This window comes from Pseudomonas sp. P1.31, from assembly GCF_001269815.1.
Classification (GTDB): domain Bacteria; phylum Pseudomonadota; class Gammaproteobacteria; order Pseudomonadales; family Pseudomonadaceae; genus Aquipseudomonas; species Aquipseudomonas rustica.
The window spans coordinates 85,867-112,484 of sequence record NZ_LHVN01000021.1 but is presented as its reverse complement, the minus strand read 5'-3'; the positions used below and the strand labels follow the sequence as shown (position 1 = coordinate 112,484).

General features: G+C 58.8%; 25 protein-coding genes. 16 read left to right on the top strand and 9 right to left on the bottom strand.

Translation table 11 applies throughout. The annotated features are described in order from the left end of the window. The first annotated feature begins 66 nt into the window (after positions 1-66). The gene (locus tag AD669_RS14240; RefSeq protein ID WP_053120810.1) at positions 67-432 is read left to right on the top strand and encodes a DUF6124 family protein; all 366 of its coding nucleotides are present in this window, start codon (positions 67-69) and stop codon (positions 430-432) included. Between the two features lie 159 nt (positions 433-591). Here the strand turns inward: AD669_RS14240 and AD669_RS14235 are convergent, their stop codons facing one another. Together AD669_RS14235 and AD669_RS28895 are read right to left on the bottom strand one after the other, a co-directional pair. After that, positions 592-1,152 carry a hypothetical protein gene (locus tag AD669_RS14235; RefSeq protein ID WP_053120808.1) on the bottom strand — a complete coding sequence of 187 codons (561 nt, stop codon included), beginning with the start codon at positions 1,150-1,152 and terminating at the stop codon, positions 592-594. Between the two features lie 130 nt (positions 1,153-1,282). Continuing rightward, entirely contained in the window at positions 1,283-2,944 is a 1,662-nt protein-coding gene (locus AD669_RS28895) for an ABC transporter ATP-binding protein (protein WP_053120806.1), read from the bottom strand. Positions 2,945-3,179: 235 nt separating this feature from the next. On the opposite strand from AD669_RS28895, the gene AD669_RS14225 reads away from it, so the two are divergent. Together AD669_RS14225 and AD669_RS14220 are read left to right on the top strand one after the other, a co-directional pair. Continuing rightward, positions 3,180-3,545 (top strand): hypothetical protein, encoded by a 366-nt coding sequence (locus tag AD669_RS14225; protein ID WP_053120950.1) that lies wholly within the window; start codon positions 3,180-3,182, stop codon positions 3,543-3,545. A gap of 63 nt (positions 3,546-3,608) precedes the next feature. Next, complete coding sequence (locus AD669_RS14220; protein WP_218187433.1) at positions 3,609-3,902, top strand: hypothetical protein; 294 nt, start codon at positions 3,609-3,611, stop codon at positions 3,900-3,902. A gap of 547 nt (positions 3,903-4,449) precedes the next feature. Here the strand turns inward: AD669_RS14220 and AD669_RS14215 are convergent. Beyond that, entirely contained in the window at positions 4,450-4,809 is a 360-nt protein-coding gene (locus tag AD669_RS14215) for a hypothetical protein (RefSeq protein WP_053120802.1), read from the bottom strand. Between the two features lie 545 nt (positions 4,810-5,354). Here AD669_RS14215 and gabP point away from each other — a divergent pair. Further along, positions 5,355-6,752 carry a GABA permease gene (gabP, locus tag AD669_RS14210; protein WP_053120800.1) on the top strand — a complete coding sequence of 466 codons (1,398 nt, stop codon included), beginning with the start codon at positions 5,355-5,357 and terminating at the stop codon, positions 6,750-6,752. A gap of 38 nt (positions 6,753-6,790) precedes the next feature. Then, positions 6,791-7,885 carry a GlxA family transcriptional regulator gene (locus AD669_RS14205; RefSeq protein ID WP_053120798.1) on the top strand — a complete coding sequence of 365 codons (1,095 nt, stop codon included), beginning with the start codon at positions 6,791-6,793 and terminating at the stop codon, positions 7,883-7,885. A gap of 652 nt (positions 7,886-8,537) precedes the next feature. On the opposite strand, the gene AD669_RS14200 is transcribed toward AD669_RS14205, so the two are convergent. Next, positions 8,538-10,664 (bottom strand): TonB-dependent receptor domain-containing protein, encoded by a 2,127-nt coding sequence (locus AD669_RS14200; protein WP_053120796.1) that lies wholly within the window; start codon positions 10,662-10,664, stop codon positions 8,538-8,540. Between the two features lie 190 nt (positions 10,665-10,854). Between AD669_RS14200 and ppk2 the strand changes: the two genes are divergently transcribed. Further along, complete coding sequence (ppk2, locus tag AD669_RS14195; RefSeq protein ID WP_053120794.1) at positions 10,855-11,670, top strand: polyphosphate kinase 2; 816 nt, start codon at positions 10,855-10,857, stop codon at positions 11,668-11,670. Between the two features lie 584 nt (positions 11,671-12,254). On the opposite strand, the gene AD669_RS14190 is transcribed toward ppk2, so the two are convergent. Then, positions 12,255-13,160, bottom strand: a complete 906-nt coding sequence (locus AD669_RS14190) for a LysR family transcriptional regulator (protein ID WP_053120949.1) — start codon at positions 13,158-13,160, stop codon at positions 12,255-12,257. 135 nt (positions 13,161-13,295) lie between these two features. Here AD669_RS14190 and AD669_RS14185 point away from each other — a divergent pair, with 135 nt between their 5' ends. From AD669_RS14185 to AD669_RS14155, 7 genes are all read left to right on the top strand, one after another. After that, positions 13,296-14,324 carry an AbrB family transcriptional regulator gene (locus tag AD669_RS14185; protein WP_053120792.1) on the top strand — a complete coding sequence of 343 codons (1,029 nt, stop codon included), beginning with the start codon at positions 13,296-13,298 and terminating at the stop codon, positions 14,322-14,324. A gap of 81 nt (positions 14,325-14,405) precedes the next feature. Continuing rightward, a complete protein-coding gene (locus tag AD669_RS14180; RefSeq protein ID WP_053120791.1) occupies positions 14,406-14,618 on the top strand; it encodes a hypothetical protein in 213 nt (70 codons plus the stop codon). Between the two features lie 24 nt (positions 14,619-14,642). Then, positions 14,643-16,019, top strand: a complete 1,377-nt coding sequence (locus AD669_RS14175) for a cytochrome ubiquinol oxidase subunit I (protein ID WP_053120789.1) — start codon at positions 14,643-14,645, stop codon at positions 16,017-16,019. Continuing rightward, on the top strand, positions 16,019-17,020 hold the full coding sequence (cydB, locus tag AD669_RS14170; protein WP_053120787.1) for a cytochrome d ubiquinol oxidase subunit II: 1,002 nt from the start codon (positions 16,019-16,021) through the stop codon (positions 17,018-17,020). Before AD669_RS14175 ends, cydB begins: the two co-directional genes overlap by 1 nt. A 153-nt stretch (positions 17,021-17,173) precedes the next feature. Next, positions 17,174-17,407 (top strand): hypothetical protein, encoded by a 234-nt coding sequence (locus AD669_RS14165; RefSeq protein ID WP_053120786.1) that lies wholly within the window; start codon positions 17,174-17,176, stop codon positions 17,405-17,407. Between the two features lie 87 nt (positions 17,408-17,494). Further along, a complete protein-coding gene (locus AD669_RS14160; RefSeq protein WP_053120783.1) occupies positions 17,495-19,354 on the top strand; it encodes an ATP-binding protein in 1,860 nt (619 codons plus the stop codon). A gap of 100 nt (positions 19,355-19,454) precedes the next feature. Then, the gene (locus AD669_RS14155) at positions 19,455-21,653 is read left to right on the top strand and encodes an OsmC domain/YcaO domain-containing protein (RefSeq protein ID WP_053120782.1); all 2,199 of its coding nucleotides are present in this window, start codon (positions 19,455-19,457) and stop codon (positions 21,651-21,653) included. Between the two features lie 206 nt (positions 21,654-21,859). Here AD669_RS14155 and AD669_RS14150 read toward each other — a convergent pair whose 3' ends face one another. The 4 genes from AD669_RS14150 to AD669_RS14135 all read right to left on the bottom strand — a co-directional run bounded on the left by AD669_RS14150 (position 21,860) and on the right by AD669_RS14135 (position 24,405). Next, positions 21,860-22,315, bottom strand: a complete 456-nt coding sequence (locus tag AD669_RS14150; protein WP_053120781.1) for an HIT family protein — start codon at positions 22,313-22,315, stop codon at positions 21,860-21,862. 37 nt (positions 22,316-22,352) lie between these two features. Beyond that, positions 22,353-22,847, bottom strand: a complete 495-nt coding sequence (locus AD669_RS14145) for a PaaI family thioesterase (protein WP_053120779.1) — start codon at positions 22,845-22,847, stop codon at positions 22,353-22,355. A gap of 7 nt (positions 22,848-22,854) precedes the next feature. After that, on the bottom strand, positions 22,855-24,012 hold the full coding sequence (locus AD669_RS14140; protein WP_053120777.1) for a GGDEF domain-containing protein: 1,158 nt from the start codon (positions 24,010-24,012) through the stop codon (positions 22,855-22,857). A gap of 144 nt (positions 24,013-24,156) precedes the next feature. After that, on the bottom strand, positions 24,157-24,405 hold the full coding sequence (locus AD669_RS14135; RefSeq protein WP_053120775.1) for a hypothetical protein: 249 nt from the start codon (positions 24,403-24,405) through the stop codon (positions 24,157-24,159). 169 nt (positions 24,406-24,574) lie between these two features. On the opposite strand from AD669_RS14135, the gene AD669_RS14130 reads away from it, so the two are divergent. The 3 genes from AD669_RS14130 (at position 24,575) to AD669_RS14120 (ending at position 26,618) form a co-directional block, all read left to right on the top strand. Continuing rightward, a complete protein-coding gene (locus AD669_RS14130; protein ID WP_053120773.1) occupies positions 24,575-25,219 on the top strand; it encodes a hypothetical protein in 645 nt (214 codons plus the stop codon). Between the two features lie 86 nt (positions 25,220-25,305). Further along, complete coding sequence (locus AD669_RS14125) at positions 25,306-25,647, top strand: hypothetical protein (protein ID WP_053120771.1); 342 nt, start codon at positions 25,306-25,308, stop codon at positions 25,645-25,647. A 329-nt stretch (positions 25,648-25,976) separates the two neighbouring features. Then, positions 25,977-26,618 carry a LysE family translocator gene (locus AD669_RS14120; protein WP_053120769.1) on the top strand — a complete coding sequence of 214 codons (642 nt, stop codon included), beginning with the start codon at positions 25,977-25,979 and terminating at the stop codon, positions 26,616-26,618.

The following is a 26,618-nucleotide window of genomic DNA, read 5'->3' as shown; positions in this document are numbered from 1 at the left end:
AAGATCGCAGCCTTCGGCAGCTCCTACGGGGGTTTATTCGATGTTTGCTGATTGGAGTTTTAGTTGATGAGCACTACACCACCGAAGGAGCCGGTGACGGATCCGGCGTCGCCTTATGAATCGTTCGATTCGAGGAAGCTTCACGATGCGGCGGAGCGGGCGCTCGATCATTATCTTGCGCCCGAGAAGATCATGGCCACGCCGTATAGCCCCAGCACTTTGTTCATGGTTAATCCGCAATCTGATACTGAGACGTTGCTGGTCAATGCGTGTGAGTCGTTGGCCTCGGCGACGGTGATGCTTGGGGATTTTGCCGGGATGCTGGAGGGGCCGAATCGCAATACGTTGTTGGGGATTGCGCAGGTTGTGATGTTGGGGGAGTTGGCGGTGAATAAGGCGCTGGATAATGTCGAGCTGAAGGCTTCGGCTTAGGGCAGTCATTTGTGGGGAGGGGCTTGCTTTCGGCGGGGCGTGGGGTGGGTTTTGCTTTTCAAAGCGGGGCCTGCCGCGCAGTCCAGCGGGAGCAAGCTCCCTCGCCACCTATGGCTTCATCCGCCGGAGGTTAGTGGGTTTTAGATGCATTCTGCGGCTTCAGGTCGCCAGCGAAATGACGAAGTCGATCACGCTCAGAGGCACGTAGATCAGGGTGATGGTCGTATAGCCTTTACGCGATCGCGCGAAGAACGCGCAGATTGGCAGCACAATCATGATCGCGTCCAGCAGGCCCCACAGTGCTAATGGCGAGGCGTCGAACAACATGACGTTGACGACCATCCCCAGGCACAAGTACGTGGACAGCGATAGCAATGCGTATCGCCCATCCTGTTCGAAGTAGACGCGCAGGCCGTTCTGCTCATCTTCGCTACGGCTCGGCAGCAATAACGCCGCCGTGACAAACAGCGACAGTGTCAGCATCACCAGCAGTAAAAACTCGAGAAACGAGAAGGTCTGTTTGACCGTCGAGAGTGCGTTGACAGCCCACCAGAATTCCAGTTGCGTGGTGAATAGCATCACTGCCCAGACCAGCGGCACCCAATCCGGCGCTGCCACGCGGCGGATGCGGAATACCGTGAGAGCGCCGAGCAGCAGGCGAGTGACGGAGAGGCCGAGGATCATCGAGAGAACGGTGGCGATGATCGGGAAGTTGTTCATCAAGCCTCCCGTGGATTCGTACTGGGCGAGGGCGGGGTCGTTGTTGTTACTGACCTTAAACTTAGCGTGGAAAAGCGTTTGGGCAAGTTGCCTTGGCACCCGGCGATCATGATTTTTGAACTCCGCGGGGTCACACTTGAATAGAGTCAGCGGTGGTCTCATTCAATTCTATTTTTATGCCGTACTTCTTTTTCAGCTTTTCGTCATGGGTGACGATGATCAAGTTGCGTGTATGCAGGGCGAGCCATTCAACGATTTTGTGCGCGGTTCGTTCATCAAGCGCCGCCGTGGGCTCATCCAGTATTAGCGTGGGCTTGTCTCTTAATATCGCCCGTCCGATGGCGATTCGCTGTCTCTCACCACCACTCAATCCGCTGCCGGCGACGTCTATTACTGTTGCCAGCAAAGCGTCAGCGTCAGTGCCTTGCCGTGTGAATCCGAGCAGTTCGACAATTTCCTTTAGCCTGTTTTGGCATACATCACCAGCGCCATACAGCAGGTTATCTTCGAGCGTACCGGACACCAGAACCGGTTTTTGCGGCGCGACGGAAACCTCTGACAGTATGTGTTCGGTGAGTGCCTCACTGATCCGGTGTCCTCTGTAGAGGGCCGTTCCTGTATGGGATTCTTCGAGACCCAAAAGAATGTTTACCAGCGTTGTTTTTCCCGCGCCGGATTTTCCTGAAATGATATTTACGCCAGACATCAACTGACCGTTGATGTTGTTCAGGATGGTTCTGTTGTCCTTTGCCAGTGTTACGCCTGTGAGCGTAAAGCCTTCGACGTCTGCGTGATGCTTCGGGTGGTTCTGCTCTTTAATGTCTTCTTCGATGTATTTGATGCCGTCGTTCAACGATATGAGGTGGGCTTGAAGGTTGAACAGAGTGCCCGCCAATAGATGGAGTTGCAGGGTGAACAGGGTGATGTATCCAACGATCATGATGAAATCGCCAGCCGTAAAATTCGTGCGGTAGTACAGGCCGGATAACAGTATGAAAAATGTCAGTACGGCGCCAATCGCCAAGCCTTGGCAGGCAATCCGAATGCCCATGCGAAGGTTGGCGTCTCTGATGGTTTTGACGTAGTTGTCGAAGAAGGTTCGGCCAAGGGCGAGTTCCTTGGGCAAGCTGTTGTTGATCTTGATGTCGTAAACCCTGCCAAGCCTTTCGACGGTATAGCTTGAAAGGTTGTTGTCGGCTTCAAACAAGGCGCGATGAATGCTTGAACTGGACTTGGCAACGTAGATGGCCAGGGATGTCAGTGCGACGCAGGCGACGAGAAACAGCATCGCGTAAGCCGCACCCATAATGGTGTAAAGCACGCTGATGGCGACGATTATTTCAACCGCGATAGGAACGATTGTCCAGAAAACACCCACGGTGACCAGGCTGAAACTGCTGGCCGATCGATTGATGTCAGCCGCTACATAGCCAGGGTCGAGCGTTCGCTGTTTGCTGTGAGCGTACTGAAAAATTCGGGTGAGGATGGTTTCGTAAAGGGTCGCGTCGCACTTGGCGAGTATCCACGCTGAAAAGACGCCGCGAACGCTGGAAAGCACTTGTGAGACTGTCCAGAGTAAGGCGTAGCAGCCTGCGAATAAGAGGAACTGGGTGCTTGCGTTCGGAGCGCCGTCAAAGGTGTTTGCGGCATTTCTCAGTAGTATTGGAAGTAGGGAATTAAGGGCGCTGCAGAGTATGAACAGTGTGGATACCGCGATGAAGCTTGCGGTAAACCATCGATAGTTGTTCGAGATTATTTTGAAACTTTTCAGGTAATGGCTGACCCAGTTCATATGAATCCGTTCTTGATAGGGTTAAAGCGAGTCGCTTGGGTTGCAGCAAGCGCTCAACGATAGGGTTTGACCTGAGGACAAACAAGTCGGTGAGATCCGAGGTGGCTGTAGGCGATTGCCTTCGATGTTGTAGTTTTTGCGCTTGCGTGGCGGGCACCTCCCAATGATGGTCGGACGTTGAGTTAGGATGATCGGCAATCGGAACGGAAACTCTGAACACAAGGACGCAGCCTTTATGGAATCTGCTTTTTCACAAGTCACCGAGCGTTTGCACGACCGTCGATTTGCCGTAGCGAACAACGCGCAAGGGTTGTCGGGGGCTGACACGGTGTTTCATTACCGTGTTGAGGGTTCGGGCATTTTGAGTACTTATGAGGGCGGTCGGATTCGCTTCGGGCATCAGGTTGGCCGGGTGACTGGGGCCGATACGATTGAGCTGCTTTTCCATTGTTTGACGACGGGAGGCGAGATGCTTTCCGGTTGGTCGCGGGGGACGGTGGGGGTTGATGAAGCGGGGCGGACGACGTTGGGTTTTGTGTGGGGCTGGCTGTCTGGGGCGAGTGGGGGCGGGGAGTCGAGTTATGTTGAGGTTGATGCGTAGCGCTTGGGCTCCTCGTGATTATCACGTGTTTTTGGGCGCTAACCTTTCGACGCAAGGATGATTATGTCTGTAGATCTTGATGAGTTGCTGGAACGTGTGACCGATGAGCAATCGTTCACCGAGTTCGTCGCTGCGCTGGGTGCAGATTTCTCCCGTGAGCGGGCGTTGGAGGCGACTGCATCGTCTCCTTATGAGGCGGGCGCATCGGGCTGGGAAAATGGATCGGTTGATACGTTTCTTGATGCGGCAGCTGCTTGGGCGGTTGCTACTTCGAGGAATGCTCAGGCGGATGCGGCAGTGTCGAATGTCTGGCGGCGGTGTGCGGCTATTTTGTTGGCTGGCAAGTTTTATGAGTGAGCGGGGCACAGTTCATCTGCTTTAGGCCCGCACGTTTTTCGATAAAAAACGCCCAAGGGTTTGGCCTGTTCTGGATGGTTAGAACGGCGTACTGCCTTGGGCGAAATCTTCACGATCGAGTGGCGGGGAGCACAGTCCAAGCCAGCCACTTCCCGAAGATTTCGTAGGCAAATACGCATTCGGTTGTAGTCTGATCCGTTCAGCGCTGCCCCATTTTTTTGAAATCAAAAAGAGGGCCTGCTGCGCAGTCCAGCGGGAGCAAGCGCCCTCGCCACAGAAGGTTTTATTGAGACTTGCCTATTTTTCCTGGCAGGGGTTTACCGTGGCGCGGCGGGATTGATGGCTGTTGGATTTGGGTTGGATGGGCTGACGTCTTCGCGGGCAAGCCCGCTCCCACAGTGTTGGTGGCGGGTTTGGGGTCTGGGTAAGCAGGCAAAATCCTTGTAGGAGTGAGCCTGCTCGCGATGGCGGTGGGTCATTCAATGTTGATGTTGGCTGGATGAGCGCTATCGCGAGCAGGCTCACTCCTACAGGGGGTGGCGATTAGTTATAGCCCGCCGAAGCCTGCGAACCATGGGAATACCACGTTGCCTTTATGCCCTTTGTAGTGGGCTTTTTGGCTGAGCTGTTGGCGGCAGCGGATCCAGCTGATGACGGCGGGGAGGAAGATCAGGTTGATCAGCCACTGGAAGGGGTTGGTTGATTGGTAAAGGATGGCGGCCAGGATGTTGATCAGGACGAGGCCCATGATGATGAGGTTGTAGTGGATGTGCCTGCGTTTGATGGCAGCAAAGCTTTCCCAGTCATCGATGAGCCAGTCGTGGGAGAAGTGGCCGCAGTCGGGGCATTTGTGGGTGGGCGGGATGTGGCTGACGAGATGGTTGCAGTCAGGACATCGGAAGTTCATCGAGGTATCCAGTGGTGGGGGATGCTTAGCGTGGTTGGGGTGAGGTTAGCAGGGTGGGGGTGGTTTTCCATTGTTGCGACTGGGCAGGGTGGGTTAGTTGTTTAGGTGTTGAATGTGCTGGCGTCTTCGCGAGCAGGCTCGCTCCTACAGGTTTCTCGGCCATATACAAAATCCGCCACACACCACAAATCCCCTGTGGGAGCGAGCCTGCTCGCGAAAGCGGTGTGTCAGGCACATTGATATTGAACGTGCCGACGTCTTCGCGAGCAGGCTCGCTCCCACAGGTTTTGCTTTGGGTTTTCGACTGATGGGTCTTGATCGAGACTGTAAGGTTCCCCCGTGTCGATTTCAGACCAAACCATGACGCCATCAGGCTACTGAGCCCTCCACCAAGCCAGATAAGGTGAAGTGTCTTTTCATTAAAAAACCACATCGGTTTGATAAGAACTGCGGCGGTTGGACGGTGCTTCTTGTACGGCAACAACGGTGATCCGTTGCCCCTGTCCAGTCGCTTAAATGTCGATCAGCAGAGAATAAAAAAACCAATGATTAGCCCGTCCAAGGATTCGAATGGCCAATTGGCGCAGGGCTTTAAGCCTCGTCACGTAACAATGCTGTCTATCGCCGGGATCATCGGCGCCGGTTTGTTCGTGGGCTCGGGGCATGCCATTGCGGCGGCGGGGCCGGCGGTGTTGTTGGCGTATTTGTTCTCGGGTTTGCTCGTGGTGCTGGTCATGCGCATGCTCGGTGAAATGGCGGTGGCCAATCCGGACACCGGCTCGTTTTCCACCTACGCCGATCAGGCCATCGGGCGCTGGGCGGGGTTTACCATCGGTTGGCTTTACTGGTGGTTCTGGGTGTTGGTGATTCCCATTGAAGCGCTGGCGGCCGGCCATGTGCTCCATCAATGGTTTCCGCAGATCGATGCGTGGCTGTTCGCGTTGGTGTCGATCATTGCGCTGGCCGTGACCAACCTGTTCAGCGTGTCCAAATACGGTGAGTTCGAGTTCTGGTTCGCCATGGCCAAAGTCGTGGCGATCATCGGGTTTATCGGCGTCGGTTTTGCCGTGTTGATGGGCTGGGTGCCGGATCGCGAAGTCAGCGGCCTGAGCGGTTTGATGGCGACCCACGGCGGGTTCGCGCCCAACGGCCTGTCGGCGGTGGTCGGCGCTTTCATCACCATCATGTTCAGTTTTATCGGCACCGAAGCGGTCACCATCGCCGCCGCCGAATCCAACAACCCGGCGCAGAACATCGCTAAAGCCACGCGCTCAGTGATCTGGCGCATCGGCGTGTTTTACCTGCTGTCGATCTTCGTGGTGATTTCCGTGGTGCCCTGGAATGATCCGTTGCTGGCCTCGGTCGGCTCGTATCAACGGGCGCTGGAAATCATGAATATTCCTCACGCCAAGTTCATGGTCGACGTCGTCGTGTTGATCGCCGTCGCCAGTTGCATGAATTCTTCGATCTACATTGCTTCGCGCATGTTGTTTTCGCTAGGACGCCGTGGCGATGCGCCGAAGGCGTTGAAGGTGACATCGGCCGCCGGCGTGCCACGGGCGGCTGTTTTCGCCAGCACCGTGTTGGGCGCGGCGATCACCGTATGGAGCTATTTCATGCCTGCCGGGTTGTTTGAATTTCTGCTCGCCAGTTCTGGGGCGATTGCCTTGCTGGTGTACCTGACCATCGCCGTGTCGCAGCTGCGCATGCGGCGGATCTTGCGCCAGCGCAACGTCGAGCTGACGTTCCGCATGTGGCTGTTCCCGTGGCTGACCTGGCTGGTGATCGTGTTCATTTGCGCGGCGTTGACGGTGATGATGATCACCCCACAACACCGCACCGAAGTGAGCACGACCATTGGCCTCGCGTTGCTGATTTCCTTCCTCGGCCTGGTGACCTCGCGTGATCCTGCACAGGCGGCCCGGGTGACGTCAGCGGGTTAACGCCGAACCACCAACGCTTCTGTAAGGACACGAATCCGATGTCATCGACCGCCACGCCTGACGGTGCGACTCAATCCGTTGGCTTTCTGTTGTTGGACAAATTCACCCTGATGTCGCTGGCGTCCGCCGTCGAACCGTTGCGCATGGCCAATCAATTGTCCGGGCGTGAGCTGTATCGCTGGCAGACGTTCAGCGTTGGCGGCGCGCCGGTCTGGGCCAGCGACGGCGTGCCGATCACGCCGGATGGGTCGTGGAGTAATCCCTGCGTGGACACGGTGATTGTCTGCGGCGGCGTCGGCATTCAGAGCGTGATTTCGCGGGAGCACATCACTTGGCTGCAGGCCCTGGCGCGTCAATCGAAGCGCTTGGGCGGCGTGTGCACCGGCAGTTGGGCGCTGGCGAAAGCCGGGTTGCTCGACGGTTTTGAGTGCAGCGTGCATTGGGAGTTTCTCGCGGCGATGCAGGAAGCGTTTCCGCGTGTCAGCGTCAGCACCAGCCTGTTTAGCCTCGATCGCAATCGCGTCACCAGCTCCGGCGGTACCGCGCCGCTGGACATGATGCTGCACCTGATCAGTCGCGATCATGGCCGCGATTTGTCCGCTGCCATCTCTGAGATGTTTGTCTACGAGCGCGTCCGCAACCAGCAGGATCATCAGCGCGTACCGCTCAAGCACGTGCTCGGCACGCATCAGCCGAAGCTGCAAGAAATTGTGGCGCTGATGGAGGCCAATCTTGAGGAACCGATTGAGCTCGATCACCTGGCGGCGTACGTTGATTTGTCGCGTCGACAGCTGGAGCGGTTGTTCCAGAAATACCTCAACTGTTCGCCGTCGCGTTATTACTTGAAACTGCGCCTGATTCGCGCGCGGCAACTGCTCAAGCAAACGTCGTTGTCGATCGTTGAGTTGACGCATGTTTGCGGCTTTGTTTCGACGCCGCATTTTTCCAAATGCTATCGCGAACACTTTGGCGTCCCGCCGAGCGACGAGCGCGGTGGGTCGGAGATGAGCCGCAAACCGGCGCTGAAGGCGGTGTCGACGCAACCGCTGACGGTGCTGGAGCAGGCACGGAATGAGTCGACGTTTGCCAGTGTTCGGATGGTTGAACACGCGGATTTGGCGCAGATAGGCTGATCGACACCAGTCAGTGTGGGAGCGGGCTTGCTCGCGAAAGCGGTGGGTCAGTCAAAGAAATGCTGAATGTGCCGCCGCCTTCGCGAGCAAGCCCGCTCCCACAGGTTTCTCGGCCATACACAAAATTCGCCACACACCACAAATCCCCTGTAGGAGTGAGCCTGCTCGCGAAAGAGGTGGGTCAGCCACAGTGATATTGAACGTGCCGCCGTCTTCGCGAGCAAGCTCGCTCCCACAGGTTTCTCGGCCGTACACAAAATTCGCCACACACCACAAATCCCCTGTAGGAGTGAGCCTGCTCGCGAAAGCGGTGGGTCAGCCACAGTGATATTGAAAGTGCCGACGTCTTCGCGAGCAGGCTCACTCCTACAGGGTGCTATGCCGTACACAGAATCGCCACCACACACCACAAATCCCTGTGGGAGCGAGCTTGCTCGCGAAAGCGGTGTATCAGCCACATTGATGTTGGATGTGCCGCCGCCTTCGCGAGCAAGCTCAGCTCCTACAGATTTTCTGTCGTACACAAAATCTGAGTCAGAACACAAAGCCCCTGTAGGAGTGAGCCTGCTCGCGAAAGCGGTGTGTCAGCCAAGAAGGTGTGGGATGTGCCGCCGTCTTCGCGAGCAAGCTCTGCTTCTACAAAGGTGTGGGGTTAGAGCAAGCTCCACGAAACCCCGACATAAACCCCCATGCCTTCGCCCGGCGTCGACCGCGCGGCATCCAGACCTTTGTCGTCATACCCCGGCGTGACCGTGGCGGCGTAGTGTTTGTTGGTCAGATTGCGCATGTCGACCCAACCCTGCCAATCACCTTTCGGCGCGTTGTAGCCGAGCGTTGCGCCGAACAGTGCATACGGATCGGCGTAGTAACTGTCGGCATAATCCACGGCAACTTTCGACACCAGTTGCGTGTTCACCGCCGCAAAGAACCCCTGCGGCCAGTCGTAACGCAATTCGCCTTGGTAGTAATGCATCGGCAGGCCCGGCAAGCGGTTGTCGCCGAAGCGGTCGTCGTCGCGATAGTGGAAATCGCTGAACGTATACGCCTGACGCAGGCTCAACTGGCGGCCATCGGCAGCCGACCAGAGTTTGCTGTTGAGGCTCGCTTCGACGCCTTGATGCACGGTCGGGCTGGCGTTCAACTCATACGGCGTGACGGCGTTGGCATCCGGCAGCACTGAAAGCAGTTCATGCCGAACCTGTGCGTAGTACCACGCCAGGCTCCATTCGCCGATGGCGCTGTCGCCACGCCCGCCGAGTTCCAGCGTGGTCGCGGTCTGGTTTTGCAGTTTGATCGGGTCTTTCTGCGTCCCCGTCGCGGCGCCGTTACCGGAAGGGAAGCGCACGTTGGAGCTGTAGATCAGCGACCACGGGTGCGGCGCTTCGACGGAGCGGCTGAGGTTGCCGAACACTTGCAGATCCGGGTTGATCTGGTAGCGCAGGCCGAGGCGCGGCGCGTAGTCCCAGTCGTTCATGCTGGTTTTGCCACCGCTTTGCGGATAGGTCACGTCGCTTTCGCGGCGGGTGTAGATGGCGGCGAGGCCAGTGGTCAGCCACAGATCGTTGGCGATTTCGAGGTCGTTGCCGAAATGCAGCACGGTGTCCGAACCCTGATAGGTGAAATCGCGCATTTTTGTGCCCGGCGCATAACCGGCGGTGTTGCCGGTGGGGATGCGCACGAATTCGCTGGCGCCATCATTAGGCAGGTGTTTGGTCACGCGCAGGCCGACGTTGCTGCGGCTTTCCATGCCGAAGATCGTGTCGCGACGTTTGTAGTCGAAGGTGCCGCTGACATCGGTGTAAGCGACTTTCAAACGGTTCGGGCCTTCGCGCAGATCCATCGGGTAGTCGTGGTAGACGAGGCCGGTCTGGATGCTTGAATCGTCGTCGATGTAGAAGGTGGTTTTGTTGCCGATGAAGGTGCTGCCCGGTTGCTTGCGGCTGTCGTCGCGCGCCACGTAAGACGGGTTGGCCGCGCGCGGATCGTGCTCGATGGAGTGCTTGGTCACGCGGCCGGCGAGGTCGTTGTCGGTTTCGCGGTAGCGAATGTAGAAGCGCGTTTCCAGGTTCGGGTTGAAGCGATAACCGAAGTTGGCGATCACGCCTTTGCTTTCGCTGGCGGTGTGATCCTGATAGCCGTCGGCGTTGGAATCGGTCAGCGACACGTAGTAGTCGAAGTCGCCGAGCACTTGCCCGGAACTGACCTGACGCTGCTGATAGCCGTGGCTGCCAGTGGCGTAGCGCACTTGCAGTTTCGGCGCGTTGTAGCCGGTGTGGCTGACGTAATCGATGGCGCCGCCGAGGGCCAGTGAGCCACGGTCGAAACCGTTGGTGCCGCGCAGCACTTCAACGTGATCGACCCACAGCGGTTCGAGCAATTCGTAAGGCGTACCGCCGGGGCCGGTCAGCGGCAGGCCGTCGAGCATGGTGTAAAGGCCCGAGGCGTGGGCGCCCGGCGCGCGATTGATGCCCGAACCACGCACGGAAATCTTCACGCCTTCGTTGCCCGCCGACTGCGCGTAAACGCCCGGTTGATAGGCCAGCACATCCTGATTACTCGAGACGCGGCCCTGCAACGGTTGGCGCATATCGACCACGTTGGTGCCGCCGGGCACTTGCTCGAGGCGCTCTTTGGCTTCTTCAACCGACGCATCCGAACCGCGTTGCTCATCGGCCGAAATCAGCACTTGCCCCAGTTCCAGACCTTGAGTCTCGGCCATTGCCGGGCAGGCAAGGGCCAGGCCCAGCAGGGCAGTGGGCAGGGATTTTGGCGACGGCATCGAAAAACTCCAGACAGGCAAGGGCGGGCAATGAATGAACAGTGCGACGCAGGAAAGAACGAAGGAAACACATGGCAATTTTGCTTTTTACCCGGCGATGGCAAACAGCAGGTCATGAACTAACCTCACGTGTCTGGTGTGTGTCGTCAATAAACATTCTGTTTCTGCATTCATTCGAGAGGGCCGGGTCATGGCAAAAGACAAAAAGAAGGACGCCAAGGCGCCTGAAAGTCCGAAGCTGAAAACCAAGGATTACCTTGAGCAACTGCGCAAACTGCACGTAGAGCTGGTCAAGTTGCAGGAGTGGGTGATCGCCGAGGGCGTCAAGGTTTGTATTGTTTTTGAGGGCCGTGATGGTGCGGGGAAGGGCGGTACGATCAAGGCGCTGACTGAGCGTGTGAGCCCGCGGGTTTTCCGCGTGGTGGCGCTGCCGGCGCCGACCGATCGCGAGAAGAGTCAGATGCATGTGCAGCGTTATTTGCCGTATCTGCCGGCGGCGGGGGAAGTGGTGATCTTCGACCGCAGTTGGTACAACCGCGCCGGTGTCGAGCGGGTGATGGGCTTTTGCACGGATGAGCAGGCGGACAAGTTTCTCAAGTCGATCCCGTGGGTTGAGCATGCGATCGTGCAGTCCGGGGTGATTTTGCTGAAGTATTGGCTGGAAGTGAGCCCGGAAGAGCAGACGCGGCGGCTGGAAGCGCGGATCAATGACGGTCGCAAGATCTGGAAACTGACGCCGATGGATCTGAAATCCTACAGCCGCTGGTACGACTACTCGCGGGCGCGGGATGAGATGTTCAAACATTCCGATACCGAACATGCGCCTTGGCTGGTGGCGGATTCGAATGACAAGCGTCGGGCTCGGCTGAATATCATCACTGATGTGCTGAGTCGCATTCCTTATGAGGATGTGAAGCGCGAGAAGGTCGAACTGCCGAAGCGGCAGAAGGCGGGCAAGTACAAGGATCCGAATTATCCGTATCGGCGTGTGGCCGAAAAATTCTGATACGCAGCCGGGTGCGATGTTGAACCCACCGCCGCCTTCGCGGGCAAGCCCGGCTCCCACAGGGGCTCGGTCGTACACAAATCCCCGAACACCCCACAAATCTTTGTGGGAGCTGAGCTTGCTCGCGAAAGCGGTGGGTCAGTCACCCTCTCCGGTACAGATCCACCGCTTTCGCGAGCAAGCTCAGCTCCTACAGGGGGCTCGGTCGTACCGAAGATCCCGAACACCCCACAATCCCTGTGGGAGCTAGCCTGCTGGCGATTGCTTTGGGTCAGTCACCATCTCCGGTACAGATCCACCGCTTTCGCGAGCAAGCTCAGCTCCTACAGGGGGCTCGGTCGTACCGAAGATCCCGAACACCCCACAAAACCCTGTGGGAGCGAGCTTGCTCGCGAAGGCGGTGGGTAAGGCAACATCTTCGGCACAGACATTCCGCTTTCGCGAGCAAGCTCATTCCTACAGGGTTTTGCGCCGTACACAAATCCACGAACACCCCTCAAATCCTTGTAGGAGCTGAGCTTGCTCGCGAAGGCGGTGGGTCAGGCAACATCTTCGGAACAGAGATTCCGCCATCGCGAGCAAGCTCAGCTCCTACAGTTTGGTGTTGTCTGTTTGATCACTTCGACAAACGCCCGCACCCGCGCACTGCGTTCGTGCTTGCGCGTCAGCAGCAACAGCGGCGCTACGGCACCTGGCTCGGCTAGCGGCCGATAAACCACGCCACGCTTAACCAGCGCCCGCGCACATTCAGGCACCACCGCAACCCCTCGACCAGCCGCGACCAACGCAATAATCGAGGTGATCTGTTTGCCCGTCGGGCCAGCGATCGGCGTCAGCCCATGCAGGCGAAAAAGCGCTTCAACGATGTCATTCAACCCCGAACCATAATCCTGCGGGAACGCAATCAACGGATAAGCGCTCAGCTCCGCCAACGTCACCCGATCCCGCGAGGCCAGCGCGCTATCGCTTGCTACCGCCGCCACCAACGGTTCATTGCCCAAACAGATCGCCTGAACCCGCGCATCCTCGCCAACCGGCAACAAACGACTCAGCCCAATATCCAGCCGCCCCTCAATCAACTGCGCACACTGATGATTCGAAGCCCCTTCATCCACCGTCACCTGCACATCCGGATACAAAGAACAAAACCGCTTAAGCGTCTCGCTAAACACATCCGACAACGCAATCGAGCTCGCATACCCCACCGCCAAATGCCCGGCAGACCCAGTCGCCAGCTTACGCGTAATGCCTTCCGTCATTTCCACCTTCTCCAGCAGCGCTCGCGCGTGCGGTAAAAAATGCCGACCCTCTGCAGTGAGCGTGACATTGCGGCTACTGCGATCAAACAGCTGAAACCCCAGCTCTTTTTCCAGTGCCGAAATCTGCCGGGTCAGGGGTGGCTGGGCGATGTGCAGACGTGCGGCGGCGCGGCCGAAGTGCAATTCGTCGCTGACGATCAGGAAGTAACGCAGGCGGCGCAGATCGAGCATGTTCATCCTTGGGTATCAATCGGTCGGAAATCGGTATTGGATCCGTGCAGCGTTCATCTTATAAAAATGTTTAAAAATATTTCTGAAAATTCCTGCGGCTTCTCAACATCGCCTTCAGAACTACATGGATATTCAATGAAGACTCTGCTCGAAAGCCTCATCCCGATCCCCGTGGCCGCGCTCGGCGCATGGCTTGGTTACCTGACCGGCCTGCCGCTGGGCGAGCTGATCGGCGCGATCTGCCTGGTCACCGCGTTAAGCAAAATCGGCGTGCGCATGCGTATGCCTTACCCGTTCGTGGCCGCCGTGCAGTTGTTGCTCGGCGTCAGTGTGGGATCGATCGTCACCGCTTCAATGCTCGGCGAGCTCAGCGATTTCAGCATTCTGCTCGGCCTGCTGATCTGCATGACCGCGCAAATCGTCGTCGGCTACAACTGGCTGCGGCGCATGGAACGCTGGGGTCATGTGGAAAGCCTGCTCGGTTCGATACCAGGCGCAATGGCGGCGGTGATGACGGTCACCAGCGCGGAGGGCCCGGCCTCGGGGCGGATCGCCTTTGTGCACATCGTGCGGTTGCTCGCGTTGTTGCTGGTGGTGACGGTCATCGCGGGCGGTCATGCAGACAACACGGCACCGACTCTGGGCGCGCTGGACGATTACCTGCGGGTGATCCCGCCCGCGCTGGCGGCAGTAATCGCCGGGTATCTGCTGGAACGCTTCGATGTCCCCGCGCCGTACATGCTCACCGGTTTGCTCTGCACAGCGGCGGCCAACGTCGGTTTTCACGCCGATTTGCAGGTGCCCGAGCCACTGGCGATTGTCGCGCTGATCCTGCTCGGCGGCCTGATCGGTATCCGTCTCAAAGACATCACCCTCAAGGATTTCGTCCGCTACATCCGCGCCGGGCTGGTGGTCACCGCGCTGACGTTCTGCTCGACGCTGGCGATTGCCTTCGCGTTCAGCCAGTTCACCGGCAAGCCGTTTCTCGCACTGTTCATGTCGTGGGTGCCGGGCGGCGTCGAGGTGATGACGGCAGCGGCGTTGCTGCTCAAACTCGACCCGGCGTTCGTGATGCTCAATCACGTGGTGCGCATGTCGATCATCCATCTGTGCCCGGCAGTGCTGCCCAAGCGATTCTTTCAGGAGAATCCGCAACCGGCATAAACACCCTCCATCCGTCGCCCGCGCTGAACGACGCAGGAAGGACTTATCTCTATCGGTGAAGCCCTCGATGAGAAATCCCCTATGTTCGATCAGCGGAAGAAAGAATCACTGGCGGCATGGCGCAAACTGGCGACGCAATCGCAAAAGCGCCTGGATCCGGAAGAACAATATGACGAGTTGCTCAAAGCCGCCGATGACATGGAGGAGCAAGGGCTGATCACCAGCGCCGAATGGCGTCAGTTGGTGCGCGATGCGGGCAGCGTGTTCACGCATCCCGATCAAGCGCGCAGATAAAATCGGCAACGGTTGAGTGATGCCATGGACTCGCTCGACTCAGCGCTGATGGCGGCGCGCAGCCAGTTTGCGATCACCATCAGTTTTCACATCGTGCTGGCCGCGTTCACCATCGGCCTGGCCAATTTTCTGCTGGTGCTCGAGGCGCTTTGGCTAAAGAGCGGACGGCAGATTTATCTCGATGTTTACCGCTATTGGCTGAAAGTATTTGCCCTGAATGTCGCGGTGGGCACTGCCTCGGGGCTGATTCTGGAGTATCAGTTCGGCCTCAACTGGTCGCGGCTGGCGGTTCAGGCGGGCGATATTCTCGGCCCGCTGATGTTTTACGAAGTGTCGGCGGCGTTTTTTCTCGAAGCGGGTTTCCTCGGCATCATGCTGTTCGGCATGAAGAAGGTCGGCCCGCGCCTGCATTTTTTCGCCACCTGCGCGGTGGCGGTGGGCTCGCTGATCAGCGCGTTCTGGATTCTCTCGGCGAATTCCTGGATGCACACGCCGGCGGGGTATTCGATTGCCGCCGACGGCCGTTTTTTCGCCGAAGACTGGTGGGCGATCATTTTCAATCCATCGTTTCCCTATCGGCTGGTGCATATGACGCTGGCAGCGTTGCTCGGCACCGCGACGCTGGTGGCCGGCATCAGTGCCTGGCAATTGCTCAAAAACGCCGACAATCCACGGGCGCGTTTGGGATTTTCCATGGCGCTGTGGCTGCTCGTCGTGCTGATGCCGGTGCAGATGGTGGTCGGCGATCTGCATGGCCAGCACAGTTTGAAAGTGCAGCCGCAGAAAGTCGCCGCCATTGAAGGTTCGTGGACGCGTCCAGCCGAGGGCGCGGGCGAACCGTTGCGGCTGTTCGCGTGGCCCGACATGGCGCAACGGCACAATCACTGGGAAGTGGCGATTCCGCGAGTGGCTTCGTTGTACCTGACCCACGATCTCAGCGGCACCATCGCCGCCCTCGATGAATTTCCCGCGCAGGACATTCCGCCCGTGGCGCCGGTGTTTTTTGCGTTTCGGCTGATGGTCGGACTGGGCGTTTTGATGCTGGGGCAGGGCGTGGTCAGCCTGTTTCTCCGTCGTCGTAAGAGCCTGTACACGTCGCGCGGCTGGTTATGGGCCAGCGTGTGCATGGCGCCGGCGGGTTTTGTCGCGATGCTCAGCGGCTGGGTTGTCACCGAGGTGGGTCGCCAGCCGTTTACCGTCTACGGCTTGGTGCGTACGGCCGACAGCCTGTCCTCGGTGTCCCGCGCGCAAGTGCTGGCTTCGACCTGGCTGATTCTGCTGTTTTATCTGCTGATTTTTGGCATCGGCCTGTGGGTGTTGCTGCGTTTATTGCGCGAGCCGCCAAAGCAGGACGAGTCCGGGCCGCAGCCGACGCTGGCCGATGAAACGGGGCATTCCTGATGGACACCGACTGGATCACGCTGCTGTGCGCGGGCGCTCTGGCCTTCTCGGTGATGAATTACGTGCTGCTCGATGGCACGGATCTGGGCGTCGGTGTGCTGCTCGGCTTGACCGAAAACAGCCAGCACCGCCGCGCCATGGCGGTAACCATTCTGCCGATCTGGGATGCCAATGAAACCTGGCTGGTGCTGGGCGGCGGCGGGCTGCTCGCGCTGTTTCCGCTGGCCTACGCGATTTTGCTGCCGGCGCTTTATCTGCCTTTTATCCTTATGTTCCTCGCGCTGATTCTGCGCGCGGTGGCGCTGGAATTTCGCGACCACTCGCCCAACGAAGCGATCAAGCGTTGGGTCGATGGCGCGCTGTTGTGCGGTTCTTTGCTGGCGGGCGCGATTCAGGGCGTGGTGTTGGGAACGCTGGTGCAAGGCGTGCCGCATCAGGGCAGTCACTACACCGGCAGCGGTGTGGAATGGCTGGGGGCGTTTCCGCTGTTCTGCGGCGTGGTGTTGGTGCTCGGCTACACGTGGCTCGGCGCTTGCTGGCTGTATTGGCGAACCGTCGACGACTTGCAGCGGCGCTGCGCACGCCAGGCGCGGGTGCTGGCGCTGATCACTGTGATGCTGTTGATCGTGTTGGTGATATGGACGGCAACGTTGCAGGCCCAATACATGCAACGCCTGACCGATATTCGCGTCTGGGCGCCGACGCTGACCGTGCTCGCCATTCTTTCAGCGGTGTTCTGGTCGGGGTTTCGCAGCCGCTTCGATGGCGTTCCGCTGTTCGCCGCGCTGGGCGTGTTTGTGCTGGCATTCGCGCTGATGCTGGTTGCGTTGTTTCCGCTGATCGTACCGCCGGATCTGACCTTGAAAGCCGCCACGTCCAGCCCGAAAAGCCAACTGTTCATGTTGATTGGTTTCGCCGTGCTGATCCCGGTGACCCTGGTTTACAACATCTTTGGCTTCAAAGTCTTCAGCGGCAAAGTGCGGCCGATCAAGTCTTCTTGAGGGCGTATTGGCTGGCCAGATACTGGCAGATGCGACCTGTCTGTTCTGAAAACGTCAGCCCCGAGAACTTTCATCCCCTCCATCGAGTCGACCAGACAACCACAAAACCGGCCATACGACGGGTCGGTTGAAAACTATAAAAAGGTGTCTGTCATGAGTTGTCTGATTTGTGCGGGGGGCGCTGAGCGCATTCATTGCCAAGGCCCATGGGAAGAACGCGATTGTCCGGACTGCGGGCGCTATCGCGTGGCCGACGAACTCTTGCTGATCCTGATTGAGCAGGGGCAAATCTTCGATGTCGGCAAAACCCGAGGCTGGCTCGACAGTCGCCGCGCCGAGGTGGCGATCCCGTCGATCGAGTTCCATGAAGCGCTGCTCGTCGGATGATGGCGGCGCGCCAGCACGTCGCATCCCTTAATCCGACGTTAGCTGGTAACCTGCCGCCCGATTATCTGCAGCTCTCGGGAGCCTCTCATGACTGGCCTTTACGCCGCTTTTCCTCCAGACCTGGCTCCTGGCAATGTTTCGGCGGCGCAAACCGCGCTGTCGGATATCGAACTGCTGCACAGCATCAGCGTCAGCCTGATCGGCGAGCAGGATCGCGAAGCGCTCTACGGCAAAATCGTCGATGCGGCGGTGTTCATCACCGGTTCACAGTTCGGCACGATGCAATTGCTCTGTACGCCGGAACACGGCGCCGGCCATGGTGGCGAGCTGCAATTGTTGTACGCCCATGGCCTGCCGGCCGAGGCGGTCGGTTTTTGGCATTACGTCAGCCCGGCGGCCTATAGCAGTTGCACCTTGGCGCTGAAACTCGGCCAGCGCGCGATCATTCCCGATTTCGAACAATGGGCCGACATTGCCGGCACCGAAGACCTGCTCGCATTCCGCCGCACCGGTATCCGTTCGTCGCAGACCACGCCGTTGATGTCGCGCGATGGCCATCTGCTCGGCATGATCTCGACGCACTGGAACAAACCGCACCATCCCTCCGAGCGCGATTTGCGCCTGCTGGACATTCTCGCGCGTCAGGCCGCTGATTTGCTCGAACGCACCATCGCCGAAGAGGCGTTGCGCGAAGTCGAAGAGCAGCAACGGCAGACCGCCGCGCGTTTGCGCGAACTCAACGAGACCCTCGAACAGCGCGTTGCCGAGCGCACCGCCGAATTGATGCAGGCCGAAGAGAAACTGCGCCAATCGCAGAAAATGGAAGCGGTGGGGCAACTGACCGGGGGCCTCGCCCACGATTTCAACAACCTGCTGACCAGTATTTCCGGTGCGCTTGAGCTGATGAGCCGGCGCATCGGCCAAGGGCGCCTGAGCGAAGTCGACAGGTACATGGTCGCCGCCCAAAGCGCGGCGAAACGTGCGGCATCGCTGACCCATCGCCTGCTGGCATTCTCGCGCCGGCAAACCCTCGAACCGCACGCCACCAACGTCAACACGCTGATGTACGGCATGGCCGAGCTGATCCAGCGTACCGCCGGGCCGGGCATTGTCGTCGAGACGCTCGGCAGCTCGGAGCTGTGGCCGGCGTTTGTCGACAAGAGTCAGCTGGAAAACGCGCTGCTCAACCTCTGCCTGAACGCCCGCGATGCCATGCCCGATGGCGGTCGCATCACCCTGGAAACCACCAATCAGTGGATGAATCGCGAGGCAGCGCGCGGCATTGATCTGCCCGAAGGCGATTACCTCTGTGTCAGCGTTCGTGACACCGGCACCGGCATGTCGCCGGACGTCATGGCGCATGTGTTCGAACCGTTTTTCACCACCAAACCGATCGGCCAGGGCACTGGCCTCGGGCTGTCGATGATCTACGGGTTTGCTCAGCAATCCGGCGGGCAAGTGCAGATTCAATCGACGGTGGGTGAGGGCACGCAGGTGTCGATTTACCTGCCGCGCCATCATGTCGAGGCCAGCCAGGACGAACATGACCCTGCCGATGAGTCCGTCGCGGCCTCGCAACTGGGCGAGACCCTATTGCTGGTCGACGACGAGCCGACCGTGCGCATGCTGCTGGCGGACGTGCTGGGCGAACTCGGTTACACGGTGATCGAAGCCGCCGACAGCGTCGCCGGGCTGAAGCTGTTGCGCTCCGATGTGCACATTGATTTGCTGGTCACCGATGTCGGCCTGCCGGGCGGCATGAACGGCCGGCAACTGGCCGAAGCGGGGCTGCAATTGCGCCCGCAGCTGAAGACCCTGTTTATCACCGGTTATGCCGAGAGCGCAGTGTTTGGCGGCGGTCAGCTTGAGGACGGCATGCACGTGCTGACCAAGCCGTTTGCCGTCGATGCGCTGGGTGGGCGGGTGCGCGAGCTGTTGGCGAAATAACGGCAGCCCCCGTCATCGGCCATTCCCGAAACCGCAAGACTTCCCGCGCAAAAACCGGATAATGGCGGCCATTCGTTTAGCCGTATTCTGGTAATCCCGCATGGAAATCAAGGTCAATTTTCTCGACAACCTTCGACTTGAAGCCAAGTTCGACGACTTCACGGTGATCGCCGATCAGCCGATTCGCTACAAAGGCGATGGCTCGGCACCGGGACCGTTCGACTACTTTCTGGCTTCGTCGGCGTTGTGTGCGGCTTACTTTGTGAAGTTGTACTGCGACACCCGCAACATCCCCACGGAAAATATTCGCCTGTCGCAGAACAACATCGTCGACCCGGAAAACCGCTACAACCAGATCTTCAAGATTCAGGTCGAACTGCCAGCGGACATTTCCGACAAGGATCGCTTGGGCATCCTCCGTTCGATCGATCGCTGCACGGTGAAGAAGGTCGTGCAGACCGGCCCCGAGTTCATCATCGAAGAAGTCGACAACCTCGATGCCGATGCGCAAGCCTTGTTGATGCCGGTTTCCACGTCTGAGGCTGGCACCTACATCGCGGGCAAGGATCTGCCGCTGGAGCAGACCATCGCCAACATGTCCGGCATCCTTGCCGACCTCGGCATGAAGATCGAAATCGCTTCGTGGCGCAATATCGTGCCGAACGTCTGGTCGCTGCACATCCGCGACGCGCATTCGCCGATGTGCTTCACCAACGGCAAGGGCGCGACCAAAGAAGGCGCGCTGGCGTCGGCATTGGGCGAGTTCATCGAGCGGCTGAACTGCAACTTCTTCTACAACGACCAGTTCTGGGGCGAAGAAATCGCCAACGCTGAGTTCGTGCACTTCCCGGACGAGCAATGGTTCAAGCCCGGCGCGAAAGACGAACTACCGACTGAAATCCTCGACGAGTACACCCTCGGCATTTACAACCGCGACGGCGAACTGCGCGGTTCGCACCTGTACGACACCAACTCCGGCAACACTCAGCGCGGCATCTGCTCGTTGCCGTTTGTGCGCCAGTCCGATGACGAAGTGGTGTACTTCCCGTCGAACCTGATCGAAAACCTCTACCTCAGCAACGGCATGAGCGCGGGCAACACGCTCGCCGAAGCGCAGGTGCAGTGCCTGTCGGAAATCTTCGAACGCGCGGTGAAACGCGAAATTCTCGAAGGCGAAATGGCCCTCCCGGACGTGCCGCAGGAAGTGCTGGAGAAATACCCGAGCATCCTCGCCGGCATCAAAGGTCTGGAAGAGCAGGGCTTCCCGGTGCTGGTCAAGGACGCGTCGCTGGGCGGTGAATTCCCGGTGATGTGCGTGACCCTGATGAACCCGCGCACCGGCGGCGTGTTCGCCTCGTTCGGCGCGCACCCGAGCCTGGAAGTGGCGCTGGAACGCAGCCTGACTGAATTGCTCCAGGGTCGCAGTTTTGAAGGCTTGAACGACTTGCCGCAGCCGACGTTCTCCGGGCAAGCGGTGACCGAGCCGAACAACTTCGTTGAACACTTCATCGACTCCAGCGGTGTGGTGTCGTGGCGCTTCTTCAGTGCCAAGCCGGATTTCGAATTCGTCGAGTGGGACTTCTCCGGACAAGGCGAAAATTCCAACGCCGAAGAGGCCGCGACGCTGTTCGGCATCCTCGAAGACATGGGCAAAGAAGTCTACATGGCGGTCTACGAGCACATCGGCGCCAAGGCGTGCCGCATCCTTGTGCCGGACTATTCGGAGATCTACCCGATCGAAGACCTGATCTGGGACAACACCAACAAAGCCCTGCAATTCCGCGCCGACATCCTCAACCTGCACAGCTTGAGCAAAGTCGGCCTGCGCAACCTCGCCCAGGGCCTGGAAAACAGCGAGCAGGACGATTACACCGAAATCACCACGCTGATCGGCATCGAATTCGACGACAACACGCCGTGGGGCAAGTTGACGATTCTGGAGCTCCGTCTGCTGATTTATCTCGCATTGCAGAAGTTTGAACAGGCCAAGGATCTGGTTGAAGCGTTCCTGCAATATAACGACAACACGGTTGAGCGCGGCTTGTTTTATCAAGCGGTGAACGTGGTGTTGGAGATGGAACTGGATGAGGATTTGCTGCTGGAAGACTACGAAGCCAACTTCCGCCGGATGTTCGGTGACGAGCGGATGGATGCGGCGATTGGCTCGGTGAATGGCAGCGTGCGGTTCTACGGTTTGACGCCGACCAGCATGAAGCTGGAAGGGCTGGATCGGCATTTGCGCTTGATTGAGAGCTATAAGAAATTGCATTCGGCTCGGGCTGATTTTCAGGCTCGTTAAGCGATACCCTCATCGGAACGCCGCCCGCCCAGCCCTCTCCCGGAGGGAGAGGGGGCCGACCGAGGTGTCTTGCGTCATACATCGACCTGAACGACCGGGTCGATTATGGATTCGGTGAAGCACTTTCAGAAGACCGAGTCGATTCTGGATTCGGCAAAGCACTTTCAGGTCGGCGAACCTCATCAGCATCCCCCAATCAGTCCCCTCTACCTCTGGGAGAGGGCTAGGGTGAGGGGCTCCAGCATCTGCGCAATCCTCATCCGCAGTTCCCCATGCACTTCCTCCGCATAAGGCACCGCTGTCTTCCAGTCATAAAACCACGCAGGCATTTTGCGTTTGTCGTCTGGTTCCGTGGCGTAACGGGGAAACAAATGGCAATGCAGCTCTGGCTCTGAATTACCCAGAATTTCATAATTCATGCGCAGCGCACCGGTCACCGCCAAAACCACATCCCCAAGGCGCGCCATGTCGAGCAGGTAAACCGCCCGGGCCTCCGCGTCCAGATCATTCAAACTCGGCACCACCGGGTCGGGCAGCAGCAGGCAATAACCCGGCAGAAACTGCACATCGCCCATGACTGCCCAGCCCGAAGCCATGCGGCAGATGACTTTATCGTTGCTGCCATTGCGGGCCATTTCGACACGTTGCGAGATAAGCGACATTCACAATCCTTGATGAAAGTTTTGAGTTCAAATTACCTTAACGTCCGTGCGCTGCATCCGCCAATGATCCCGTATCAACGCGCACAAACACCGAATCACCCACCGCTGTCAGCACATCACCGGCAAACACTTCGCAGATCACCCGCGACTTGCGCCCGACTTCTCCTTCAACTCTGGCGCGCAAGGTCAGCGGCACACCCATCGGCGTCGGCTTGATGAATTTGATGCCCAGATTGCCCGTGACGCAATCGATACGCGGCAGGCTGCCCGGCTCGCGACTCTCGGCGCGGTAGTGGTAGGCCATCGCCGTCCAGTTGGAGTGGCAGTCGACCAGCATCGCGATCAAGCCGCCGTAGACCAGATCCGGCCAGCCGCAGTATTTGGCGTCCGGCACGTGGTCGGCGAGGACGTGCACGCCGTCTTCATGCCAGTAGCTTTTGATGTGCAGACCGTGCGGGTTGCTGCCGCCGCAGCCATAGCAAACGCCTTCTGGCGCGGCGCTGTCTTGCAAAGCAGTGTCGAGGCTGGTCATGTTGATTTCATCCTGAAAGTGGGAGCCCGGTGAGGCGAATGCGGTTGCGGCCACCGCGTTTGGATTCATAAAGCGCGGTGTCGCCTTGTTCGATCAGCGCCGCCAGACTGGCCGGTGGCACCTCGAACAGGGTGGCGCCGAGGCTCAAGGTGACGGGTTCGGTGGTGGGGAATGTCTGCGCAGTGGTGCCGAGAAACTGCTCGCGCAGCACGTTGCCGAGTTCGACGATGCGCTCGCTTGTGGCGCCGTTGAGCAGGATGACGAACTCGTCGCCACCCAATCGAGCTGTCAGCGCATTGCGTGGCAGCAGCGAACGAATCATCTCGCTCAAGGCGATCAGCAAGCGGTCGCCGGCGATATGGCCGTACTGGTCGTTGACCAGTTTGAAGTTGTCGATATCGATCAGCAGCAGGGCGCCGGGACGTTCAGCCGAGACATCGGCGAGCAAGCGCGGCGCACGTTTTTCCAGGGCGCGGCGGTTGTAGAGGGCGGTCAGCGGGTCGCGCTCGGCGAGGCGGGCGATCTCTTTTTCGCGGCGATAGCGCTCGGTGCCGGTCATCGACAGCGCAATCAGCATGATCGCCATCGCGCCTTCGACCAGTGAAATCTGGATGATCTCGCCACGAAACGCTGCCAGATCAATCAGCGTGCCGGGGATGACCACGGTCAGCGCCTTGGCGATATAAAAAGCGCCGTGCACCAGCAACACGTAGCGTAGTTGCACGGCGCCGACGCTCAGGGATTTACCGTGCGGGCGCAGCAGAAAACTGCCTTTGAGCGTTGCCAGCGCCACCAGCAGCGAGTTGGCCGCGAGCATGACTTTCGACCACAGCGGCCCGTCCGGCAGCAGCAACATCACCAGCCAGGTGACGAAAATCAGGTACCAGGCACTCGACAGGCGCGTCTGCGTGAAGCGCGCGACACCGAGCAGGAACAGAAAGTGTGCGGTCACCAGCAGACCGTTGGCGAACCAGATGCCGATCAGCAAAAAACCGCTGCTGCGTAGCAAGGCGAGGGTGGAACCGACGGTGATCGTGGCGAAACCGGCGCTCCAGAACAGCAGGGAAGGCTCGCGAATGCTGCGCCACTCGATTGCCAGATACAGCGCCGCGGCGGCTGCAAGCGCAATCGAGATGGTCAGCATTGTAATAGGGTCGAGCGGCATTTCTGAGCGAGCCTGTCTATTGGGCATTAAGACCGGCGATTGTAAGCGTTTGGGCGGATTTTTCGCAGGGGGCGCGTTGCCGCGCAGACCACTGGTGTCGGCCCGGCCGCGGACGGTGTGAGCCGTCGCGCGTCGGGCGTTCGGTCATGGCTGCGGCGCGAGCCAGGTGTCCACCACCCGTCGATCCAGTTCTTCCCAATAGGCCATGCCTAACACCCGCGTGGTGTTCAGCCCACGCAGGTAGCCCCGCAGTTGATTGGCGGTGTCGAGAATGAGCTGTGGGTCGTGGATGTCTTTGTCGAGCAGGACGCTTTCGTACTGGACAAGGTATTCGGCCACCCGATCACGGAAGTCGGGCAGTACGGCGTCGCGGATCAGATCAAACGTTCTCAAGGAAAGATCCTCTGTGATTATTTTTCGTTGGAATTGAGTGTGTATCAATCTACACGGCGCGCAACTATCGCTGGAAGTAATAGTGATCATCACGAAACGGAAGTTCTGCTTTAGCGGCGTTAGGCGGAAAATTGCCCCCATCGAACACGCTGCTCAAGGAATTTGCGCGATGAACACATTGACTCGACTGGCCATGGTCGCCCTGCTGATGGGCGGGGCGGTTGCCGCTGCACCGACCTACGCAGACGACGCCCGGTCGTGTCACTTGCAACCCATTACGGCCAGCAGTGCGGCGTTGAAACACACGCAAACGGTCGGCGTGTTGTACAGCGAAAACACTTTGGAAAACCTGCAATATCTGGAGCGTTACCACGACATGGCGGCGAACGGCGCAAAAGACGCGCTGGACTCGCGGATTCGTGAAGCGTTTGTCGCCAGTTCCGATCCGGAGTTGGCGGTCGACTGGTTGATCAGTTCATTGCAGCAGCAGTTTTTGTCGGTGACCGTTTACGACAATCTCGATGCCTTGATTCAGGCGCATCCGGACGTGGTGGTCAAGCTCGACACGTTCAATCGCTTGCTGACTCAGCGTAATAGCCTGGTTGAAGCGCGTTTTACCGCGAAATTCTACGACGCCAATCTGCAATACATCGGCAAGGCCGAAGGCGCGGTGGAGAAAAATTTGCCATCGGTCTGGGTGCATAACCAGGCAGCGCCTGCTGTTGCTGCGCAGATCGACAAGCAGCGTGACCTGCAACTGAATGCGTTGAAGCAGTTCGACGCTTCGCTCAAGGCCCTGGTCGCCGCGAGCTGAACCCAACACATAAATGGCCATGGCGGCTCCGTGAGGCTGAACCATTGCCGGTTAAACCGAACCTTTTATTTTCAGGATTGAACCCGATGCGTCCTTTATTTGCGCCTGTTCTGGTGGTTGCTTCCTTGTTGCTCGGCGGCTGTGCTTCCGCCCCGAACACGCCGAGCCTGACCCTGCAGACCAGCAAGACCCCGGCGCAATACGCCGATTGCGTGGTGCCGAAGTTGCAGGGCGATGCGCTCAGCCCGACTGTTTCGCAAACCCAGCGCAGCTACCGGATCGTGGTGCCGAGCAAGATTTCCGCCGACAACGTGCTGGAGGCTTACAAGGCCGGCACTGGCGGCAAGGTGTTTATCTATGAACGACACTTGCTCGCCTCGAACTTGCTGCCCTCCAGTTTTGAACGTGCTGCACAGGATTGCATCTGAAGACTGTGCGAACACGTATCTGAAAGAGCTCCTTTGGTTGGCCGCAACCAACCAATTCTTTGCCCCGCGCCTTTATTGGGTTGCGGGGTTTTTTTTGCCTCTACGAAATCTTTCATGAGAAAAACCTCTGTGGCATGTGAGGTCATTGTGGCGAGGGGATTTATCCCCGATGGGCTGCGAAGCAGCCCCTCTTTAGATTCAAAAGAAAGGGCCGCTGCGCGCCCCAGCGGGGATAAATCCCCTCGCCACAGGTTCTATGATTGGCCTGAGGTTGTGTGGCGGATTGGCTGCTGTAACATGCCGACACCCACCTGTCGCGAGCACTGAAAATGGATTCTCACTCGATTCTGACCTTCACCCTGGTCGGCGCCATCGCAATTGCCAGCCCTGGCCCTGCGACGTTGATGGCCATCAACAACAGCCTGGCCCACGGACAGCGCAGCACGATTTGGTCTTCCCTGGGCAACGCCAGCGGCCTGTTCTGCCTGTCCGCCGCCGCGATGCTGGGCCTCGGCGCCTTGCTCGCCAGTTCTGAGATGCTCTTCAACGCAGTGAAGATTCTCGGCGCCGGCTATCTGTTCTACCTCGGGGTCAAGCAACTGCTGAAAAAGGGCCCAATGCTCGCAGTTGGCAGTGACGGCGATACCAGCAAAAACCGCCCGAGTCGCGGCAAGCTGTTCAAATCGGCATTCCTCACCGCAGTGACCAACCCGAAAGCGACGATGTTTTTCACCGCACTGTTCCCGCAGTTCATCGATCAGGACGCGGCGCTGCTGCCGCAGTTTTTCATCCTGACCTCGATCTTCATGGCGCTTTCGGTATCGTCGCTCAGCGTCTACGCGGCGTTGGCGTCACGCGCCAAAGGCGTACTGACCCGGCCCGCGCTGTCACGGTGGGTTAGCCGGGTGGTGGGGACGACGTTCATTGGTTTCGGGGCGGCGATTCTGGCGATGCGCCGGCAGACGGCGTAA